Origin of the sequence: Acinetobacter sp. HA (genome assembly GCF_000264725.1) — a bacterium.
Classification (GTDB): domain Bacteria; phylum Pseudomonadota; class Gammaproteobacteria; order Pseudomonadales; family Moraxellaceae; genus Acinetobacter; species Acinetobacter schindleri.
The window spans coordinates 45,316-67,294 of record NZ_AJXD01000045.1 but is presented as its reverse complement, the minus strand read 5'-3'; the positions used below and the strand labels follow the sequence as shown (position 1 = coordinate 67,294).

Genomic DNA, 21,979 nt, shown 5'->3' with positions numbered 1-21,979 from the left:
TCAAAAACCTCCCATTTAGGTATTTCTGAAACGGTGTCAATTAAATTAAGAAGCTAAAGCTTCTTTTCGGATTCTCAACTCACATTAGGAACATCCCTCATCTAACAAACTGAATATCTTAAGGACTTTTTTAATTGTATTTCTCTTAATAAAAGTCAATAAGTTGATAAGAGCGAAATTGAGATGGTGGCAGTTTAATTCAGCTATTAACCCCTTTAATTTTCAGTATTATCTTAAATTCTATTTACCCCGATTTACCCACGTCGAAGAAAAGAGACTGAACCTTTATCAAAGATTTTTTAGAAGTAAGATACAGTTTAGAAAATTTCATCGTTACATCACATAGCAATCACACCAAAATCTAAAGCAGATCTTTTCAGCTGAAGTGAATAGCTTAAGCAACTCAAACCAAATAAAAGATATAAACACTTTTAAAAATACTCCAGCCTATAGCTGGAGTATTTTTTCTAACATTTTCCCAAGGTACGCTGTTCCATTACCCACCATAAATAAGACATTCTTTTCAGCAAACTCTTCTTCAGAAAGAGAGTTATTCAAAATATCTTTCATTGGTGTAATAGACAAAATAAAGCTGCTTAATATTAAGTCAGGATGCTCAAGCTTAGCCTCAATATTTTTAATCTCTTTGTAGAGCTCAATTTTAGCATCGTCGTGATTCATGTTTCGGATGCCTTTAGGATCAACTAAAGTTAAATATTGCTGCCCTGTTTGTTTGTTTACTAGCCATAACAAAAAGTCAGGATAAAAATTTCCGGCTAAAGCAAAACCTAAACCACGATATTTATTATCAGCATTTCTCAATAAATAAAGCTCATAATCTTTCAATAAATCATCAGCAGCTGGAGTATTAATATAACTTTGCAAATCCAGAACAAACTTCACTTCACTACTTTGGGTATGACTCGTGTAGTCAAATAGCATTGGTGACCATGTAAATGGTAAGCTTTCATCCTTCTTATCCAACAACGGATAGAACAAATGACGATCAAACGTAATCGCTCTAAAGCTACCATCTTCTTTCCAAGGTGCTAATTTTTCTACATCACCTTTGGCAACCAAATCTTTCAGTGTTTCCAAACGATCAAATACTTCTTGTGCCTCGTTATTTTGACCGTCTTTAGCAGTAAGGGTATATTGCTCACAAATCTGTACAGGCAAATCCTTATCATCCAAACTAAATTCTGTTACTTCATAAAACTGCCCTTCATAGGCATTCTTAATCGCATGGTAGAACTTATCCATATAGGATTGTAAAAGCTCCGTTAAAATAGCTTGCTGTTTTTTAATTCCACCTACATCATTAGATAATTCTGATCCATCGACCAAAAGCTTATACCAGTCTTCCGTAGACGATTTGATATTTCTTAGACAAAACTCTTGTAAATCATCAACGTTCAACTGTAAGTTGCTATATCCTCGTTGGAACTTATATTGCTGAAGTTGCAAGTAAATTTCATCAAAATCAAACATACACATGATTTTTGGTGAAATCTCATGCTCTTGACGCTTGTCTTTAACATCCATTTGACGCTTGGACTTATCGGTATGAAAGGCTTGCAAGCGAGGATACAAATCCAAAACGACAAAAGGTTTTTTGATTTTACCTTCGTATTGTTTTGGAATTTTAAACATCGAGAGCTTTAACTGAGCCTTAAAACCATTCGCTTGATTATCTTTGTAGCCATCTTTTAATGTGAGTGTTTTTAAGCGAGGCGCTTGAATTTTATTGGTTGGAAAATCCAATGTGACTAAATCCTGATTCAGGATAATGCCTTCATCATTTAGATAATCGCGGAATTTTTCCATGTAGTCAGCACGTAAACCAAAAATATTAATAGTTTGCATCAAATCTAAATGCAGACCTTTATATTCAGCCTTACTATAAATTTCTCTTGGTGTTCGTTTTAAAGAGAAGTTCTCACCTTTTAAACGTACGCCACGACCAAAGAGCTGAATAATCTGAGCACCTTCACCTGAACCCATGTTCAACAAGCCCATGGTCGAGACACGCCAGCTACTCCAACCTTCGGTAAATTTACGTGAACCGATTAGAAGATGTGTTTCACTATCATCATTATTTAATGTAGGAAATAATGACTCTGCAAAATCATCGGTACGAGCATTGATGTAATGCGTTTGACTTGAGTTCTCACAATTATCGTATAGGCCTTTTTCATCACCTACGTTAATCACTGCAAAAGGAGTATTTTCTCCGACCTGTAAACGTAACTCACCTTTATTCGCTGTAATGCGTACTACGTTCAAACGTTGATTGGTTGTCGCATTGAAAAAACTTTTTAAAATATCTTGGTAAAGCTCAGTTGCATTTTGACCGTATAAAGGTGCAAAACGATTGGCAAAAATATTGTTTCCTTTAGGATCAACCAAACGAGATGTATTAGTAATTAAGTCATGCAGCCAACTGATCACCTTACTCTTACGAGATGCATCTAAGAAATCAGCCAAGAATTTTACAATGGCTAAAATATCGGAATCATCATCATTGACTTTATTGCCGACAAATACCCACAGTGGTTTTTCAATATTAAATTTTGCCAGCTTTACCTGATTCTTTTTAAATAGATATTGCTGTTGATAGAACGAGAGTAAGCAAGCTGTAAGATAAAGATTACGCTCATCATCTTCATGATATTCTTTCATGTTCAGAATATTGACTTCTTTACCGTAGCCATCTGCATAGAAATATTTGTACGAGTAATCGAACAAAATACTTTTAGCATATACTTCTCGAAGCGCTTCCCGACGATATTTTTGCTGTTCCAAATCATCAAGCTGAATATTTTTTTTCTGTTCTTCGGTTAGCTTATTAATCGCCACACCATACAGCATTTTGGCTTTCTGTTTTTTGGCATCTTCAAAGCGTTTATAGACGTTGTCTGCCTTACTCACGGCTTGACCAAAGGTAGCCGAGTACTCAAAACTAAAGCCATCTTTAGTGAGAATATCTCGACGCTCCATCCAAGCACCAGCAGTACTACTTGTACCACGGTGTCCCTCATCAATCAGAACAAGATTCTTACCTTCCAAGCTCATGGTCGCAACGGTTTTATCACCATCCGTATCACTGAGCTTATTCATATCAATGATTTGAATTTCATCTCGATACAAGCTATTTCGACTCTTCTGCTTATCGAACAGGGTCGCTTGAAAACCTGAGTCCGTGAGTTCTTGTAAATGCTGTTCACTCAAACCTTCATTCGGTGTAAGTAAAATGATTTGGTCTGGATAAGTGCTATCGCCATTTTGATGTTGGAAATAGTCTAAATACTGCAAAATATTGACATGCATAAGCAATGTTTTACCACTGCCCGTCGCATTCCAATAGCCAATTTTATTTAGGTCTTCAGGTAAATACTGCTGAAATTGATCTGCGTCAATTTTCTGATCATCATTATATTGTTCAAGTTCAACATTCAGCTCATTGAGCATGTCCGCTTGATGATTAAAATATTGATCTAAATACAGTTCTGTAAACAGCAATGAAAGGTATTGGAAATATTTTAGATTTAAAACATGCCCTTCTATTTCATTACGTTTTTCAGTGATCTTTTGCCAGTGCTTCACAATGTTTAAGTCATAGCGACGTAGCACATCAATATCAATAACTTGTTTATTAAACAAGGTATTGCTGATCACACTAAAGAATTTCGTTTGTCCTGTATTATCACCCTCATGCTCGATTCCCTCAAACTGAGGATGATCAAGCTGTTGTTTCATGCCTTCCAAACGATTCGGATTAAACTTTGACCACAGCCATTTGTTTAAAATCAATTGCTCATGAAAATTGACTTTAACCGCTTTAGTTTTTGCTTTAGGAGCTTTTGCCACAGTGCATTACTCCTCAAACATATTCTTTAAGAACGTTTGTTCAATCGAACGAACTTTGAGCTGTTTTTCCTCACCCTCTTTGGTGGTGTACTTACTCGCCACATTGTGATCACCATTGATATAAATCAATTGGTATTCACCATCGTTTGGATTAATTTTAAGCTTGGAAAGTAGTTGATCGAGTTCTGCATAGCCAATCTTTTCACAGTCACGCCATAGAACCGTCGTGTACTCACCTGTACGCAATTTACCTGTGATTTGGGCATAGCCTTTATCTAACTGATAATCTACTTCTTGAACATTCATTCCAATGAGATAGTTAAAGGTTTCAACCAAGTCAATATTTTTACGCTCAAATGCACCTGCACTATCGGTTGTAATATTCATCTGATAGCTAAATGGCTTAAGGAAGTCTTTAACATTCAGTAATGAATCTTTGCTTTCTAACTCAAGCATATAGTGCATGAGATAATCGCTATAAGCGTTTTGATCTTCCGGCTTGGCTGATGTTTGTTGCTCGGCCAAAAGTGTCTGTTGAGTACCTTTACGCACCAACTCTAAGTTATTTAAAGTGTCCTCATAACTCTCAAGTTTCACAACTTTTAAGCAGTGACTAATACCAGACTCAGGATTAGTTGGTTTTCCTTCTTTCCAGTCTGCTGAATAAATTACTTTTTGAATACGAGGTTTAATGACGGTATCAAAATACTCGCCTTGCTCAACAAGGATGTATTTTCGATTTCCATGATCTTCACGATTTAAAGCAATCGTTGCATGCGCTGTTGTACCAGATCCCCCAAAATAATCTAATACAATATCGTTCGAGTTTTTATTCGATAATACTTTCAACATGTCTTTAACAGCATTTAAAGCTTTTGGATAAGAAAAGCTATCTAGACTTTTGAAAAAAGTTTTTAATAAGTTTGTGCCATATGCGGTCGCTGAATACTCCTTTTGATCCCACCAAGTCATTGGAAGAACCCCTTCTTCATTCATACGAGCTTTAATATAAACGGCTTTTTTACCAGATTTATCATTACTCACTTTACAATTTTTAAGTTCGTTTTTAAATCGATCTATGCCCCATTTCCAACGACGATCTAAACCGTGCTCATCTATTGGATAAATAACAACTTCATTTCCTCTAGGCTCTTCTTTCAATAACCATTCTTTAGATATTTCATTAAATTCCATATCAGGAATACGCAAGGTATCTCCCGAAATAAAAATTGGGTAATACATTGATGGTGCATCAGACTTCATGCCACCATGTTTTCTAAAATTAACCCATTCAAATTTTCCGACCTCATCCACTTCCTTATATCTTGAATCTTGCTTTTCATTTCTTGGAAGACGCCCAACAACAGCTGATTCACTTTTACTGTAGAGTAAACCATATTCATGAGCTATCGAAACTCCTTTTGTTGTCGATCTACCAGATGGATTATTTCGAATAACAATGGTACCCATAGAGTTTTCATACCCAAATGAATAATCCATAAGCATTTTTAGCTTATCTTTCTCTACATCATCAATAGTCACACATATTAGTGAGTCTTTATTCATTAATTTTTTGGTTAAGTCGAATCTAGAATCCAAAAGTGAAAGCCAAGATGAGTGTTTAAATCCATTTTTGTAAATAATTTCAGAAGCATTTGTATTGTATGGTGGATCAATATAAATAGATTGAATATTACTATCATATTTATCTTTTATTAAATTTAAAGCTTGAAAATTATCACTATGAATGATCAAACCATCAGTCTGGGCATCTAAATCATCAATTCTTTTTAAAAGCTCTACTTTAAACTCTAAGCTAAATAATGAAGTATCCACCATTAAAGCTTGATGCTGTTTTAAATAATCAGCTGTTCCCCAACCTGCATCTGTACCTTTAAAGCCTAAATCTTCCCATTGTTGCCATTGCGCTGTATTTTCTGCAATTTCAGCATATAAAGACTCATCCACTCGGTCTAAAGTAATACAGTACTCAGCACTAACGACAAACTTTTTCTTTAGCCACAACTTTTTCTGAAAATCTTCAAGCGAAGCCAAGAAACTAATAATTTCTAAACCAATTTGGCGTAAACACTTGATAATACTGAGCTGACGTTCAATCTGAATAAACTGATCGGTACTCACCACATCATCTAAATGCATCACTTCATTTTTAATATAAAAATCAAGTTCATGACGCAAGAATTTACCCAAGTCTTTATGAATAAAATAATCTGCTGTGTTCTTCTGCGTATAAGTACTCAAGTGCTTTTGCAGTACTGTACGCTTTGGTTCTTTTTCAGTCGGTGCAGGTTGAGCTAAATCATTTAGCCAGTCAGTAGTTAAAACTTTTGCACTCACAATTTTGTTATACGATTCAATATTTAATGTTTCTTGCTTTGAGCCTTTAGGCAAAGTTGCATATTCAAAAAGAATGGTCAGTTCATTATTTTGAATAGAGAATGGAACAATCGTTTCTTCAAACTCTTCACCGTCTTCATCTATACGAGTAAAGGTCTTTGGTTCTGTCACAATAATAAAGCGACGGTCTTTATCATTATCTTTACGGTTTTCACGAGCTGTGTCTGCACTTACCAAGCGGAATAAAACTGAACGCTCATCATTCAGTTTAAAACGATAGTTGCTAAACATCTCACCAGACTTGGTATAGTACTGGTCTTTATTTGCCCAATGTAACATGACTTCCTCACCAGAGTAAGGAATAGCGTAGGTATCACCCTTATAACGACGTTGGCTAATAAAGTCACCTTCGTCATAATAACGACTAAAGAACGTGAGCAAATGACTATACACTTGTGACTGATCTGTCATTTCATGTGCATCTGCTTGTGTTAAAGCAATGTATTTTTGACCTAATGCACTTTCTATTGCTTCAGCATCTATAAGCTCACCTTGCTCATTAAAAGCACGTTTACCAAATTCTGCTTTCAGCTCAGCTTCTAATTCTTTTATTGCATTTTCATCCAGGCTCGATTTTGCTTCACCAAGATATTGCTCTACTTTGGTTTTTAAACGCTTATCCAAAAATTCTGCAATTTCATCACTACGCGAATTTAAAATGCGATAAACCCCAAAATCCAAATCAGGACGATTGATTTGAAAGATTTCTTTGAGTTTAGAAACAAGTGCAGAAAACTGAGTACTCATAAATATTTCCTATTTTTCAAAACCTTATGATAAATAGGTTCTGGTAAAGCGAATTAAGTTTGCAGAGGCAAAATTAACTGATAAGGATACTAGAAATCACTTTAAATATAAAAAAAAATCGTAGAAAAAAATAGCAATTGGTATTAAACCAACTGCCATCTCACTACAAATAAATTCTCGGCTTTGCTTGAGCGATGCAACCTTTGCTCTAGCGCATCAATCATTGCATCACGTTTATCTGCTATTTCATCCTCGACATCGAAAACCTGCTGTCTCATGCGTCGTTTTTCTTTTTCAGCTTTTTGTATTTCTTCCTGTAGTCGTTTTTCAGTTTCAATATTAGGTGCTTTGCGAGACTCTCGTTTCAGACTAGATATTTTTAACTTTATATCTTCAAGCATTTTCTCCACGGCAAGCAAACTATCCTCAGCCCACTGTTCTAGCTTATCCCGTTCCTTTTTGAAAAACTCATCATTCAGCTCCAGAGCATGGTTTAATGCAACTTGATACTGCTTATCAATATTTGCCTTAAATATTTCAGGAATCGGGTCTACCACATCAGACAATACTGTTGCATTGACTTGAAGCAACCGCTCACATAAGTCCACATCTAAAACCTTACCATCATCGGTCATTGCCGTGATCACAATATGCTCTTCTTCTTGAAAAGAATCCAAACTCAAGACAGTAATAGATAGCCAACCCTGTTGTCCTTTTAACCCCTCCAGCAGAGTTACTTTTTGACCATATTGGCTATAATCAAACTGAATGAATTGTTTTGGTGTTTGTAAACCTTTGGCATTATCTAAAACAAATTCACCAAGGGGATGAGTCAAACGATAAATAAAAGTATTTTCAGGAATTCGCTCGCCTTTACGAATAAGTTGATATTTTCCTGATGGCGTATTCAGAATAGGTGATTTAGTTAAATCAAAACTTAGCCTTTCATTATTAAATTTAGCGTATTTCTCAAGAATGTATTTTGTAGAAATCCAAAATAAGCGGCTAATCTTATCGAGTTGGTACTCAGCTCTTTCTTTTTGGATTTTTAATAAATCATGAATATCAGCATCAAAATGCTCAAGCAATAATTCTTGAGTACGTTTCATTTTTTCATTGATTTGATCTTCAAGCTCATCTCTTAATTGCTTAAAGCTTTGTTCTATTTCTTCTGAACTACGACACTGATCATAGATTTCAGAAATCCGTTTTTCAAAATTTATACCACTTTCAACTGTTCCTAAAATGTCATTCGAGGCACCAAAGACACCATCAAACAACTGGAATTTATCTTTAAGTAACTCTAAAACTCGCTGATCGGCTTCATTCCTTTCATTTAAAAAATTAACCACAACAACATCAAATTCCTGACCATAACGATGGCAACGACCTATCCGTTGTTCCACACGTTGCGGATTCCATGGTAAATCATAGTTAATGACCAAAGAGCAAAATTGTAAATTCACACCTTCTGCTGCTGCTTCTGTCGCAATTAGTATTTCTGCCTCATTCTTAAAAAATCGATTAAAGCCGTGCGCCGATCAATTGCTGGTGAGCCTGTAACATGTTGAGTCCCTAAATATTTACCCAACCACTTTTGATAAATACCTGTATTCGTTGCAGATGTATTACTTCCATTAAATCCTATTACTTTTCCGTTGTATCCTCGTGCCTCCAAGAATGTGATTAAGTATTCCTGAGTACGTTTAGACTCAGTAAAAATAACAGCTTTTCGTTTCGCCCCCATTTCAAACATACGAGCAAAGCCTTGCTCAATGGCTGAAAGCAAAGCAAAAGTTTTACTATCATCTTTAATTTTATAAGCCTGCTGTATATACCGTTCAATTTCAGCTATTTCAGATTTAATTAAACTAACATCTATTTGTCCATGACCTGCTTCCTCATCAAAATCATCCAGCAGCTCTTCATCCATATCCTCATCAACAATAAAATTACTGAGCCAATCTTCATCTAGACTCTGCTGTTCAAGCAATTTTTTCAGTCGCTGTTGAATAGCTTCTAAAGTTGCAATTACAGCAGGAGTCGAGGATGCCAAAAGTTTTCTTAAAACAATTGAAATTAAATGTTTTTGTTGTTGTGGAAATGCATAGCTGACATCTCGCTGCAAATACTCACTGATTGAATCATATAAGCTTTGCTCATCATCAGTAGGCTTAAAGGGAACTGTTAAAGCATGACGATTGGTGTAAGGAACATATTCCAAAACATCTTTACGCAAAGTCCTTTGCATAAATTGTTGAATTCTTTTTTTTAATGATTGAATATCACCATCAACCACATATCTAGAACGAAATGCTTTCTCATCACCAAATAAGTGCTCATCTATAATCGTGCTTAGACCATAAAGCTCCATTAAAGTGTTCTGTAACGGTGTCGCTGTTAATAACAACTTTTTCTTGCCTATCAATGAGCGTTTAAGACTATTCCCAATTTTGTTACTTGAGCGATGAGCATTCCGTAATTTATGTGCTTCGTCTATCACTACCAAATCCCATGGGATTTGTGCCAAAGCATGCTCCATTCGATTTGCAAAAGGATAGGAGATTATAGAAATCTTCCCATTTTTAAATGGATCATAAACGCCATCTTTGCGAGCCATATTCCAAGTTTTTAAATCTAAAACTTGCGTAGGCAGGTTAAACTTATCTTGTAGTTCTTGTGCCCATTGTTTTCGTAAAGAAGCTGGGCAAATAATCAACAAGTTTCGACGTCGTTCTGCCCAGTACTGACAAAGCACTAACGCCGCTTCAATCGTTTTTCCTAATCCCACTTCATCAGCAAGAATGACTCCTTTACTTAAAGGATTATTCAAAGCAAAAAGTGCAGCTTCAATTTGGTGAGGATTTACATCAACCTGAGCATCAAACAACGACTGCGACAAACGATCAATATCTGATGCCGAGTCGTTTTTTTGTAATTTCCCATGCAAAATATTTTATTTGGTGGTTAGTATAAGTCATTATTTAAATATTGTTAAAAACTAGTATCTGATTTTGAATATAAATGTTTATAAGTTTTCTTCAATCTCTAAATGATATTTTTACCATAAAATAATTTATAAGCAACTCAAAATTGCTTTTTCATTCCCACCCAACCAGATTAAATATTCATTTTCTCTTGCCTGTTTATAGGCCCACTCTGCCACCTTATGTGACCGCTCTTTATCTGTTAGGAAGCCCAGCACAGAAACTCGCTCTACAATAATCAAATCCTGCTCTTCATTCCGCTCCTGCCACTTATGCAAAAACTCATCCGATGCAAGCAAACAAAAAAAATAAGGGAGCTTTTGCTCCCTTTCTATTCCCTGCTCGCCAACTTACTTTCAATCCATTGATGGATCTCATAAGCTGACCAGCCGATACGATTTTGAGTAATTTTAACTTTCCTTGGGAATGTGGCATCGTAATAAGGTGAATTTTCATCCATCATTTCATAGATAGTTGAACGTCCTATTCCTGTAAACAATGCAACTTGTTTGATATTGATAAGCTGATTCATTTGAAATGTTTGACCAATAAATGTATTCATGACTGATTCTCCTTAGATTGTTTAAGCGGGCTGTCTACCGCTCAAACAATCAGGACGTTCTGTAAAAAACTAATTTGAATACTTCACAACCTTGACCTAATTCACAGCTCTTACACTTTGCTGCAACCCCTGCTGAATATCCTGTACAAACCCTTCAGGCGAAGTTTGTTGCTCCACCGCCCGGTTCTGTTCTTGTTCAGGATAGTACTCCTCCAGTACATCTAACCCTTCCTCTATATCTGTTTCAAATCGCGCATTGGCAAAACCCTTCCTTGCGGTAAAGTCTAAAGCTTCCTGATAAAACCCCGCCTGCTTGCTCTGTTCATCAATTTGCTTCGCCTGAATAATCGCTTCATTCAGGCTAATGCCCTCCCGTAAAGTCAGATCCACGTAATACACCGGTTGACGATAGCTTTGTGTGGTGCTTTTCCCTCTTAAAGTGAGTTGCAATGGTAAACAAGACAGCAAACCTCCTGAAGCTGCGTGGTAATAACTCAGCCGTGCAGCCAAAGTTCGAATACTGTTAAAGCCCGTGGTTCTAAAGATGAATGTGCCAAATTCATCTGAGTCATCCAGGTTCACATGTAAACGTCCATAAGGTTTGCAGTTACCGCCTTGTGCCAGAGGACATAAATCAGGTGAAGGACACGGATGCTGTTCAACGCCTTGATTGGTTAAACGCTGACAAGTTTGACCATCACCCACACAGACAGGTCGTCCAGTCTGACGATCAAACAAGGTGTACTCTGCTCTTAGGTTTAAATCAGGATCATTGAAGATCATGCGGACAGGGATTGAACGAAGTTTCTGATTCGGTGCATTAGCTCGAAGCTGTTCATCTAATGGATGTTTGACCCATCCTTCTTTATTTTGGATTTGCGAAGTAATGGTGAATTGGTCATCTTTCTCAGGTAGGCGCTTGCCGTTCTTTTCCATCACTCGCCCAATACTGATGCGCCCTAGAGCTGGTGGTGTAATCGCTAAACCTTTAATCATGGAAAATATCCTTAAATTTATTTTCTTACAGATTTGCCGCTGCTATGTAAGAGACGTGTTTCAAAGACTCTCAATAAATCCAATCAATAGAAATAGATCATTGCTAGCAGACCAGACGTAGATATGTAAGAAGCATGTTTCGAAATAATTGAATGTATTAAAAAATGAATGAATAACGTTGCTAGCAACAAAAGCCGCGACCGTATTGCTCTCTGCTCCTAGCGAGTGGAGAGCGGGGAGCGGTTTTTGCGCTTCGCTATTTGAATGGGCTGAAATAGGCTTAGTCGGTATAGATATTGAAACGACGACTGCCCGGCTTTTGAAGGGGGTAAAGCTCAATGAGTTCAGGCTGGTGCTGAAGCAATGCCTTGGTATTCAGGCTGATAGAGTCTTTGGCTTTTTTCCAGACCACAGAGCCATTGGCAAAGGTGGCTCGTTCAGCATCTTTCATCAGCATTTGGATGTGATGCTTCAGCTGGTCAAAGCGTTCCTGCTTATGCTGAATCTCTTCTTTCATTTTAATGAGCTGATCAAACATCAAATTGGCATTTTCATTTTGCGAGAGATCTTCAACGCTCAGCGGCACATGCGCTGGATAGAGTTGCTGAATAGCTTTGGCTGCGGATTCACTGGCATCTACAGATGGCGGAGTATCCGTTTCCACACATTCCCAGAAATAACGCTCTGCCTGAATGATGTGTTGAATCACTGATTCAGAACGGCTGACTTTAAAGATCTTGGTTTCATGCCCACAGATCAGGACACAGACATGCGCTGCCTGTTTGCCTGTTACCGCAAGTTGGTGTTGCACCTGACAGAGTACGTATAAAGGCACACCATCTCGCCAGAGTTTGGCACCATGTTCCCCAGCAGTCTTACACTCCAGGATCTGTACATCATCACTCCCCACAACCGCATAATCCAGATTTGCCAACATAAAGGCTTTGTCTGGATCAGGATGTTGAAGCACAGCATTCACTCGTCTCACTTTATTATTAGTGTGCAGACTGTAGTACTCCGCTACCAATGGCTCTAGCTGTTTGCCCCAATACAGCGGTGCAACGCCTGAGCTGTCATCATCAACGTTCTGCTGAGTTCGACCAGTCTTGATCATCCAAAGTTCCAACATCGACATGTAAGGGTTGAGGCCGCAGGCGGTTGCGGCATCACTACTGCCAATACCTTGCTTACGTACTTCCAGCCATTCCTGGTAATCCATATTTTTAGTATTGGCTAAACGCTTAGCTGTCGCTGTTCGTTTAGCTGCGGTATTTGATTCATTCATCTCTTTCGGAATTGGGAAATGAGGGAGTTGAGAGGTATTTATCGGTGCAATCTGATTCATGCTCTGATCCTTATAAATATTGAGTTCTGTAAAATTTTCGGCATAAAAAAAGCCACATCTGGAGATGTGGCAAAAGGGGTGTTTTCACTGGAGAAGGATCATCTACACGAACCTTGACCATTATTGTAATAGCACTAGCTTAAATGAAACTTAAACCACTAAGCGAAGCGCCTGTTCCAGTCCACGCTGCTTTAATGCAGCTCCTGCACCAAACCAAGCTGAATCGAGACGATGATCGGTACTCATGGCACGACGCTCATGATCGGCAAACTCTGTAATACTGCACAGTAAACCGTAGGCGGTATCTTTGGCTGAGCTGAGTTCTGCACCACGACCTTGTCCATTAAACATATCCATGACTTTAGCCATGGCACGCCCATTCGGTTCAGACTTTTCTTTGGCTGGATTTGGAGTAGCCATATTGCGATAGAATTGAATGATATTTTCCTCCTGATCTGCAATGCTTAGGCTAGTGTTGTTAAACACGGCATCAAAATAGGCAGCTGCTTCTCCTTGGGTGACTTTACGTTGAGTCAGTTGTTTCATCTCATACATATGCTCATCCCAGGCACGGACTGAGATGCCCAATTGCTGCTTAACCTTGTCAGCATCGAACTTAGTACTGTGTGGGACTTTCACCACACCCGCACTGCTACTCTGTCCACGCAAGGCAATCGCAAGCGTGTTATTGCAGACCACACGGATATTGGTGAACTGTGCTGTGGTGGCCAACGTACCGTCACAGGCGGTTGCCAATAAGATATAACCATTACTGACATCCTTGCCCTTGAGTGCCGTAGATTGTCCGGTGCGTGCCAATGCCCAGAACTTCTTGCCCCCTTTGAGTACACCAGCGGTTTCCAGTTCAAAACCGGATTGCTCGGTCAAATCCCGGTAGAACTCCAGAATCTCCATCGGTTGTACTTCCTGATAACGCTGACTGACCACAGACAAGGGAGCATGAGTATCGGAACGATAAAGCACTCGCTGTTCTTCATAAGGCATGATGATGCTCTGCCCGCGTTCATTCTGGGCCATGTAGCTAACATCGGAGGATTCAATCCGCCAATCCATCCCTGCCTGCTGTGCCCAAACTTCAATCGGCTGATTCTGTGTCAGTTGATTACCCAAGCCATGCCAAGGTGTATCACCGACATAAGCCATTTGTTCGACTTGATGCGCCATATCTTTTCTCCTGAACCGGGTTAATCAAAATTGCGTTGGCAATGGTGACAGTGGAAATAACGAACAGATGCAGCTACTGGTCGGGATGGCTGAATGAAGCTATCAATCAAACCACCAACCACTGCCCCTGCAATTCCACCCATCCACGGAGAGATCGGCATTGGCAAACTTTTAGAAATGCTGGCACCAATACCAGCACAGGTCATCGAAGACAGACTGCCCTGACTGGAGGACTGTTGGTTCACCACACGGCTGACGTTTTCGGAATGGCAATACGGACATGTAATATTCATAAGATATACCTCTAAAATGAAAAAAAGGCTTACCGTCTGATAAGCCTTTGAATGTAGGAATAAACATTCATAGTTCATGTAAATGATGTATATCTGTAATTTTTTGGGATCGACGGTTCTTCCGCTTGCGCTGCTCTTTCTTTAACTGCCCCTTTCTAAACTGCCTCATACCTAACAAGGGCCCTCGAATATATTGATCATCCTTTTCAGGATCAGCTAAGTAAGCAAGCATCTTCTGAGCCTTGCGTCTTTTATCCAAATCAGACCTTTCAAGTAATTCAAGCCCCCACTGATCTTTCTGCTGGTGGTACTGCTTGTAATCAGATTGATGACAGTTGAAAAATTTACCATCACCACCCGTAATTTTTTTCAACCAGAGCTCACCTATCTGCATTGCCAGATAATTAGCACTCCATCGCAAAGATCCATTATAGATCACCAAGAGATGACAGTGATAACCGCTGCTTTCACCTCCTTGCTCCAGTCGATAGACATAGCCAACCTGATCTTTAAAAATCGTATCCTTATCTTGCACCCGCTTAATCAGTCTTTTGATATCTTGAGTAAAGCGTTCAATACTTGGATCATGTCCACTGCAATAAGATAAATCCACCCGTACAAGCAATAATTTGCAATGCCTTTCAATCAACCCATCAAAGTACTTAAACACACTTTTTCGATTCCTCTGATTGTTGTCACAGAATTCATCAATAAATTGTTCGTGGCGAGCTCTTAGGTCAGACTGGAACTTTCGAAATACAGAACGATGATAAAACATTTCATTATCTATCATGTCCTTGCGCTTAGATTGCAAATCAAAGTACGCCTGAATCAAAGGGCTGTATTCCCTGTTTGATCTAAAAAATGATTCTGTAGGTTGGGCGTAGTGATCCATCTCGGAATCAAGATCTTGCCAGTGATAAGTTTTCCTCATCACTTTCTTCATCAAGTTTTCAATAGCGAGTAAGGTTTGTGCTTCAGTCATCGTTGTTGTCCTATGGTGATTAATTCCATAGGAGTGACTGATCTGTATTTTTTAACTTTGAAGTAGGTGGGTTATTTTTCTCTCAATAAAATACCTTCATCATTTGGGGATGATGAAGGTTATTAAGTTATTTAAGTATTTAATAATATTAAATATATATCCCAGCCATTCTCAGACTGAATCAGCTAGAAATTGTATAATCAAAATAGAAATCTCTACTTCTATAGCAAATAGGGAAAATCTTACGAATTACCCTGTTTTTATAGAGAATAGTGAAGCGTAAGTTATGTCTTGTTATAGACTCGCTTTGATGTTTTAGTTTTACCCGAACTTCCATTTTTTTTAATCAACCATTTTGGAAGCTCTTGGTAAATATTATCATCTAACAGATCTTGATAAACGATATAACTTGCCAGATGCTCAACAATCTTCTTAGATAGATGTTTTTGAGTGGTTTCACATACAAATTGGGTGTGTTGTAGTTCTTCCAATACATGGGCTATCTGTAATTTTTTCACATAACCATTCACTCTCATCCCTGAATCGCAATCACTTTCAATTTTTCGGCATGCAAATTTCCATAGTCGTTCCAATTCAGAAAATAGATTAGGATGCTCTAGCAGTATTTGTGCCTTAAAAATAAAAACCACATTAGCGGCATAACTTGTGATTTGATCTTGAGAATTTCTTTCGTTACCTTCCCAGTAACCAAGATAGGCTGTAATTTCAGATATTGGTTTTCTTTTTTTATTGTCCTGCAACATGCCAGAAAATATTTTGGAAAAATCCTTATAAGTTAATCGAAATGAAGGATTACAACCAAATAAACAGCGCACAATCACTACATCTGTCTTCATCGCAGATTTTAACATTGCTTCAACTTTAGCTACTCGACTCAGGTGTCGCTGAACATGAAAAAGTTTATAAGGCTGATCTACAGCTTTTATAGGCCTTGAAGTAGTTTCAACAGGCTGATCTATGCTCATTAAGCTTTGTTCTGGTTGTTCAACATCAGTAGATTCGACATCTAATCGTGCATCATCCTGAAAACCAGCCTCTTCTATCAGATCACTCCGTTCTAAAGTGGTTTCATCAACCTGCTGTGTACCCATTTCAGGTGGAATTATTTCACTACTTTTTTGTATCTGTTTTCGTCGAGATTCTGCTTTAAAAAATAAAGGTTGAGTGAATCGATATTCAGCAACAATACTATCAAACTGTTCTTTAATCCTTTTTTCTTTAATTTCCACACCTAAAAAAGTATCCAACATGGAAGCAAGATACTCATCACGGGTTTGTTTTTTATAAATCAAAAAAAAGTACTTTAGTGTTCTAGAAACAGTTTTACCTTCAAGCTTTCTTTGCAACCTTCCCAAGTTATCGCGATTCCTAAGAATGCAAAAAAATTGTAAAAGTTGTCTGGTAATGAGGCTCTCTATATTTTCAGATTGTTTTGTTAACTTATCACGAACAGTATCTGCACCAGGATAAAATGCATCATAAGCCGATTCCTTCAATGTCATGATAAAAGTCTCAATTTCAACAGCTAGTGGAACATACTGTTGCATGCCCCAAGCTTTAAAATTTTCCTGATAGATGATTGAAATCCGCTCAATATATTCCCTTGCATGCTCTGACAAATGAGCAATATTCCAGATCGTTTTTGCACGTTTTCCCGAGCAAAAAAATAAAAGATGCTGGATATCTTGCAGGTCATTAGCCTGTAGATACGTGAATTTAAGTTCTATTCTCTCATTGCCCGAATTTAACTTAATTTCACGAAGTTTAGATACCATCGCCTCATGTGTATAATCATTTTGAGACTGTTTAGATCTATCCTGTTCTCCAAGTCGTTCTAACTGATACAAAAATCCAAGAAACCATTTTTGAATCAATGCCCAATTCTCATCCACCTCATCAATAAGTAAAAAATGCTTTAACTGAAAAGAAGAGAAAAGACTTTGCCTGAATACATTGTTCAGGTTTTGGACATTCATTTGTACTGATGTATCTTGAGTCTTAGACAAGGATGCAGATAAATCCTTTGCGATTTGTTGAATAAATTTATCTTCATTCAGATGAGTTGCTGACTGAACAAAAAATACCGCATAGTATTCCAGAATATTTTCAGTCGCTCGAAATGGCTTATACAGTATACGAATGATATTTTTATTGGCTTTAAGGCAGTTTAATAATTTAGACTTTTTATTGATTATCCGATTAAAATTTGACAGTTGCTTTCCATCTTTCCTGAATGTAATTTTAGCTGCTATAACATATAGCATCCCTGCCTGTTGCAACAACGAAGATATATCCTGTTTCACATCCAATTCAAACTTATCAAGTGCCTCATCCTGATAGTCACTGAACACCTGAGCAGCATTGCTCCGTTCCTCAACATAAGACTGCTTTTCCTGCTGACTTTCGTAACGATAGGCAAGATATTTCTTTAAGAACTGCTCTGCATAATCCTCCTCATCTAGCTTCCAACATCCTGAATCGTCATCAACTAAAACAATATTACGATATTTCGTTTTGATTTTAGGGTTGGAATGAGTTTTTTGTACAAACGTAAGAAACTTTCGCAATTCAAAAAAGTGATTTTGATTTATATCCTCAAGTCTAAAGTTTGGAAAAAACTTTATGCGCTTCAAAGCATCAATCAACAGCTTAATGTTTTTTTGATTGAAACGATCATCAGGAAAAACTAAATCCCCCTTATAGCTCTCCAATAAAAATGGAACAACCTCATCAACAAGTTGATAGACATTAATAACATCATCCACTTGTAAAAGTTGATCACTATTAGCACCCAAAACCCCAGCATTAGAATAAATTATTTTTATAAATTTATAAAAATCACTATTTTTATTCATTACAACCACATAAAATTAATTTAACTATCTGATTTTATTTTACTAAACAGAATTTAAAATACAAGTTTATCACTCTAAAAACATCATTAAAATTCAAGTTTATTAGACTAATTATCACCGTAATAATACAGTTTAAAATTTATAAAAATATTCCAAATTTACTATATAAGTATAGGTAACTTAGACACCATAAAGTTCACTCAGATATCAACCATCAACATTTTCAGGCTCGATCAAAATCCCATTCAGATTGACCTAAACTTTAAAAAATCACGGACAAAAAAAACGCGCATATGCGCGTCTTTAAGTGATTGGCTAATCTCAATTTAAGGTATTCAGAGCAATATTTTTCTAAGCAATCAGTGAGTCTAGCAGAGTCAAAATTCAGCTGATTTTGACATCCATCCTTTTATTATCTCCCCGTACCATTCCATCAACCTTACTCGCTCATCCCAATACTGAGCACGGTTATAAGCTGAGCGAATTCTGTTCTGAGGAACATGAGCAAGCTGACGTTCAATCGCATCTGGATTAAACAAATTAGATTCGTTTACGACTGTACTGAATAGCGATCTAAAACCGTGTGTGGTCATCCGACCAGCATAGCCCGAACGTTTGATCACAGCCAAAATAGATTCACTACGCATCGGTTCTTTATTATTTAAACGATGTGGAAAAAGCAGTTCCTGATTATGAGTAAGTCTCAATGCCTGAAGCTCAGCAATCATCATTTCCGTCAACGGTACACGATGCGGAAGTCTGTTCTTCATTCGTTCTTCAGGAATATCCCACTTACGCCCCTCCAAATCAAACTCTTCCCAACGTGCTTGCAGTAACTCACTGACCCGAACGCCTGTCAGCATAATCAGGACAATGGCATGATGTGTTTGGGCATCACTTGGGTATGCCCTCAACTTTCTTAAAAATTCAGGCATTTCAGAGGCCGAAAGCGAAGCTAGGTTTTTAACCCTTTTATTCTTGAGGGCATAAACTAAATCACCGGCCGGGTTGTCATAGCGGTATCCATGGGCAATGGCATACTTCATGACCATGCCACAGCGAGACAAGGTACGTTTTGCAATTTCAAGCGAACCCCTTGCCTCAATCTTCTTAATGATTTGTAGAATCTCAGGAGCCTGAATCTGGTTAATACGCTTATTAGCAAGAGCAATATAAAGCTCATCCAATGAAGCTCTAACATTACTAATATGCTTAGATGACCAGGTTTCTTTTTGATTATTAAACCAATCCTCCGCGACCTCCTTAAAGCAAGGCTGCTCCTCTTCGACCTCAACTGTATTCTTGAGCTTATACTTCAGATCAAGCGCTATCTCTCTTGCACGCTTCAAACTCAGCTCAGGATATAGACCTAATGCTTTGGACTTCCTTTGTCCATTTTCCGTATACCGGATAGACCAATATTTTTTCCCATTCGGATCTATTCGTAAAGACAGACCATTAATATCAGAAAGGCGGTACTGTTTTTCCTTCGGTAATGCTTTTTTACACAGCACATCAGTAAGCGACATATCTTTATCCCACATAATTAAACTTATTTAGTGGGTCAAATTGTCCCAATTTTGACCCCCACAAAGCAAAAATTGGGTCAAACAGCTTAGGACAGAGTCGGACAAACAGGCATAAAAAAAAGCCTTTAAACATTGAGTTTAAAAGCTTTTTTAGATTCCAACGGATTACTTCGGAAAGAATTTTGGTGGAGGTGGCGGGAGTTGAACCCGCGTCCGCCAACATTACGCTCGAGAATACTACATGCTTAGATATCGTCTATTGATTTAGCTCTTTGTGACCCGACGAACAGGGTACAAATCGCGATCCTTTAAGATTTAGTACGAAACCCCAAGGCTTGATTTCATACGGACTTGTGTGCGTTCGCTTCAGTCGGGACCCCTAACCACAAGTATTCAGGGATGCGGACAAGCTGCCCTTAGGCAGCTAGAGCGTAAGTTTCGTCGTTTGCGACTATTAAAATGCAAATTTTATTTACGAGAGAAAATGCGCTCTCGGCATGCATCTATGAGTTTCATCATCAGCGTCGAAGCCAAGAACACCCCCAAAGTACAGAGCAATCATAGCATAACTGGTAAAAAATACGATGCATTTTCTACACAAATACACTTTTGAATGCGCCTGATTACATAATTGCGCTAATATTTAAAAATTCAAGTCAGTATTTAAAAAAATTATGAGCTATTTATTGGCCCTCGATCAGGGAACGACGTCTAGTCGTGCAATTATTTTTAATGAACATGGACAGGTTCAAGCGACAGCTCAAAAAGAAACACATATTCAAACTCCTCGTTCGGGTTGGGTCGAGCAAGATGCCTTAGAAATTTGGACTACCCAAATTGGTGTCGTTCAGCAAGCGATCGCTTCTGCGGGAGTTCTAGCAAAAGACATTAAAGCGATTGGACTCACCAATCAGCGTGAAACGACTGTTGTGTGGGATCGCCGTAATGGCAAACCCCTTGCGTCGGCGATTATCTGGCAGGACCGCCGCGCGACAGACTGGTGTAATCAGCTGATTCAGCAAGGCTTGATGGATCAGGTACAACAAACAACCGGTCTACGCATTGACCCTTATTTCAGTGCCGGAAAGCTGGTCTGGTTATTAGAAAATACTGAGGGTTTACGTGCCTTGGCAGAACAGGGACATGTCGCTTTTGGCACCATCGATAGCTGGCTGATCTGGAACCTGACCCAAGGCGCTGAACATGTGATTGAAGCCAGTAATGCTTCCCGTACCATGCTGATGAATCTGCAAACTCAAAGTTGGGATGAAGGCCTACTGGATCTGTTTAATATTCCAGCTGCAGTCCTGCCAAGAATCATCAGCTCCGATTGCCATATTGCAGATACGGCACCTGGTTTATTAGGTGCTACCATTCCTATTACAGGTATTCTGGGCGACCAACAATCTGCCCTGTTTGGCCAATCCTGTTTTGAACCCGGCATGGCAAAAAACACTTATGGAACCGGTTGTTTTATGCTGTTTAATACTGGTCATGATATTCAACTGAGTCAGAATAAACTACTTTCCACGCTTGCCTGGCAAGCACAAGGTCAGATGACCTATGCACTGGAAGGCAGTATCTTTATGGCGGGTGCGGTGGTGCAATGGTTACGGGATGGTCTGGGGATTATCCAAAAAAGTTCAGATGTAGAAAAACTGGCCTGTAAAGTTCCAGATACAGACGGCGTGGTTTTGGTACCTGCCTTTACTGGTCTCGGTGCACCGCACTGGGACAGTGAAGCACGTGCTTTACTTTGTGGGATGTCACGCGGTACCAATAAGTCCCATATTGCACGTGCTGCTTTAGAATCTATAGCCTTTCAAGTATCCGATATTCTAACTGCAATGCAATCTGATATTGCTCATCCTTTAAAAGAACTCCGTGTCGATGGTGGCGCAAGTTCAAATGATATGTTGATGCAGTTCCAGGCTGATCTACTGAATGTCCCTGTGCTACGTCCCAAAATGCTGGAATCCACCGCTTGGGGGGCAGCAGCGATGGCCGGTTTAAAGTCCGGAGTTTTTTCCAGTCTGAATGAAATTTCCCAGTCCTGGCAACTGGATCAGGCCTTTGAACCGAAAATGCAAAATGATGAACGTGAAGCACACTTGGCCAAATGGAAAAATGCCTTAAAACGGGCCAAATCAGATTTATAAGCTATAAAAAACCGCTGAATATTCAGC

At 38.5% G+C, this 21,979-nt stretch carries 13 protein-coding genes, 1 other RNA gene and 1 pseudogene; 1 reads left to right on the top strand and 14 read right to left on the bottom strand.

Going from position 1 to position 21,979, the window contains the following annotated elements; translation table 11 throughout:
* Positions 1-447: 447 nt before the first annotated feature.
* The 14 genes and pseudogenes from HADU_RS09175 to ssrA all read right to left on the bottom strand — a co-directional run bounded on the left by HADU_RS09175 (position 448) and on the right by ssrA (position 20,337).
* A complete protein-coding gene (locus tag HADU_RS09175) occupies positions 448-3,870 on the bottom strand; it encodes a DEAD/DEAH box helicase family protein (RefSeq protein ID WP_008305576.1) in 3,423 nt (1,140 codons plus the stop codon).
* Positions 3,871-3,876: 6 nt separating this feature from the next.
* Positions 3,877-7,035 carry a site-specific DNA-methyltransferase gene (locus tag HADU_RS09170; protein ID WP_008305575.1) on the bottom strand — a complete coding sequence of 1,053 codons (3,159 nt, stop codon included), beginning with the start codon at positions 7,033-7,035 and terminating at the stop codon, positions 3,877-3,879.
* A gap of 143 nt (positions 7,036-7,178) precedes the next feature.
* The gene (locus HADU_RS16010; protein ID WP_264653524.1) at positions 7,179-8,528 is read right to left on the bottom strand and encodes a helicase-related protein; all 1,350 of its coding nucleotides are present in this window, start codon (positions 8,526-8,528) and stop codon (positions 7,179-7,181) included.
* Entirely contained in the window at positions 8,528-9,985 is a 1,458-nt protein-coding gene (locus HADU_RS16005) for a DEAD/DEAH box helicase (RefSeq protein WP_264653523.1), read from the bottom strand. Before HADU_RS16005 ends, HADU_RS16010 begins: the two co-directional genes overlap by 1 nt.
* 126 nt (positions 9,986-10,111) lie before the next feature.
* Positions 10,112-10,321, bottom strand: a pseudogene (locus tag HADU_RS09160) (HNH endonuclease); the annotation flags it as partial.
* A 32-nt stretch (positions 10,322-10,353) separates the two neighbouring features.
* Positions 10,354-10,584 carry a helix-turn-helix transcriptional regulator gene (locus tag HADU_RS09155; protein WP_008305573.1) on the bottom strand — a complete coding sequence of 77 codons (231 nt, stop codon included), beginning with the start codon at positions 10,582-10,584 and terminating at the stop codon, positions 10,354-10,356.
* A gap of 96 nt (positions 10,585-10,680) precedes the next feature.
* Positions 10,681-11,580: a hypothetical protein gene (locus HADU_RS09150; RefSeq protein ID WP_008305572.1), complete on the bottom strand. Its 900-nt coding sequence runs from the start codon at positions 11,578-11,580 to the stop codon at positions 10,681-10,683.
* 280 nt (positions 11,581-11,860) lie between these two features.
* Positions 11,861-12,925 (bottom strand): YqaJ viral recombinase family protein, encoded by a 1,065-nt coding sequence (locus tag HADU_RS09145; RefSeq protein ID WP_008305571.1) that lies wholly within the window; start codon positions 12,923-12,925, stop codon positions 11,861-11,863.
* Between the two features lie 150 nt (positions 12,926-13,075).
* The gene (locus HADU_RS09140; protein ID WP_008305570.1) at positions 13,076-14,110 is read right to left on the bottom strand and encodes a DUF932 domain-containing protein; all 1,035 of its coding nucleotides are present in this window, start codon (positions 14,108-14,110) and stop codon (positions 13,076-13,078) included.
* Between the two features lie 20 nt (positions 14,111-14,130).
* On the bottom strand, positions 14,131-14,403 hold the full coding sequence (locus HADU_RS09135) for a hypothetical protein (RefSeq protein ID WP_008305569.1): 273 nt from the start codon (positions 14,401-14,403) through the stop codon (positions 14,131-14,133).
* A 67-nt stretch (positions 14,404-14,470) separates the two neighbouring features.
* Positions 14,471-15,388: an inovirus-type Gp2 protein gene (locus tag HADU_RS09130; protein WP_008305568.1), complete on the bottom strand. Its 918-nt coding sequence runs from the start codon at positions 15,386-15,388 to the stop codon at positions 14,471-14,473.
* A gap of 284 nt (positions 15,389-15,672) precedes the next feature.
* On the bottom strand, positions 15,673-18,264 hold the full coding sequence (locus HADU_RS09125; RefSeq protein ID WP_008305566.1) for a hypothetical protein: 2,592 nt from the start codon (positions 18,262-18,264) through the stop codon (positions 15,673-15,675).
* A gap of 377 nt (positions 18,265-18,641) precedes the next feature.
* Entirely contained in the window at positions 18,642-19,793 is a 1,152-nt protein-coding gene (locus HADU_RS09120; RefSeq protein ID WP_034592644.1) for a tyrosine-type recombinase/integrase, read from the bottom strand.
* A gap of 183 nt (positions 19,794-19,976) precedes the next feature.
* Positions 19,977-20,337, bottom strand: a transfer-messenger RNA (tmRNA) gene (gene ssrA / locus HADU_RS15315).
* Between the two features lie 130 nt (positions 20,338-20,467).
* Here ssrA and glpK point away from each other — a divergent pair.
* Complete coding sequence (glpK, locus tag HADU_RS09110) at positions 20,468-21,952, top strand: glycerol kinase GlpK (protein WP_008305563.1); 1,485 nt, start codon at positions 20,468-20,470, stop codon at positions 21,950-21,952.
* The last annotated feature ends 27 nt before the right edge of the window (positions 21,953-21,979 follow it).

What these genes read in the sequence shown, in the direction of transcription:
- HADU_RS09170 (WP_008305575.1), bottom strand. Translation starts at nt 7,035, where the DNA reads ATGAGTACTCAGTTTTCTGCACTTGTTTCTAAACTCAAAGAAATCTTT.
- glpK (WP_008305563.1), top strand. Translation starts at nt 20,468, where the DNA reads ATGAGCTATTTATTGGCCCTCGATCAGGGAACGACGTCTAGTCGTGCA.
- HADU_RS09125 (WP_008305566.1), bottom strand. Translation starts at nt 18,264, where the DNA reads ATGAATAAAAATAGTGATTTTTATAAATTTATAAAAATAATTTATTCT.
- HADU_RS09135 (WP_008305569.1), bottom strand. Translation starts at nt 14,403, where the DNA reads ATGAATATTACATGTCCGTATTGCCATTCCGAAAACGTCAGCCGTGTG.
- HADU_RS09155 (WP_008305573.1), bottom strand. Translation starts at nt 10,584, where the DNA reads ATGAATACATTTATTGGTCAAACATTTCAAATGAATCAGCTTATCAAT.
- HADU_RS09150 (WP_008305572.1), bottom strand. Translation starts at nt 11,580, where the DNA reads ATGATTAAAGGTTTAGCGATTACACCACCAGCTCTAGGGCGCATCAGT.
- HADU_RS09120 (WP_034592644.1), bottom strand. Translation starts at nt 19,793, where the DNA reads ATGTCGCTTACTGATGTGCTGTGTAAAAAAGCATTACCGAAGGAAAAA.
- HADU_RS09140 (WP_008305570.1), bottom strand. Translation starts at nt 14,110, where the DNA reads ATGGCGCATCAAGTCGAACAAATGGCTTATGTCGGTGATACACCTTGG.
- HADU_RS09130 (WP_008305568.1), bottom strand. Translation starts at nt 15,388, where the DNA reads ATGACTGAAGCACAAACCTTACTCGCTATTGAAAACTTGATGAAGAAA.
- HADU_RS09145 (WP_008305571.1), bottom strand. Translation starts at nt 12,925, where the DNA reads ATGAATCAGATTGCACCGATAAATACCTCTCAACTCCCTCATTTCCCA.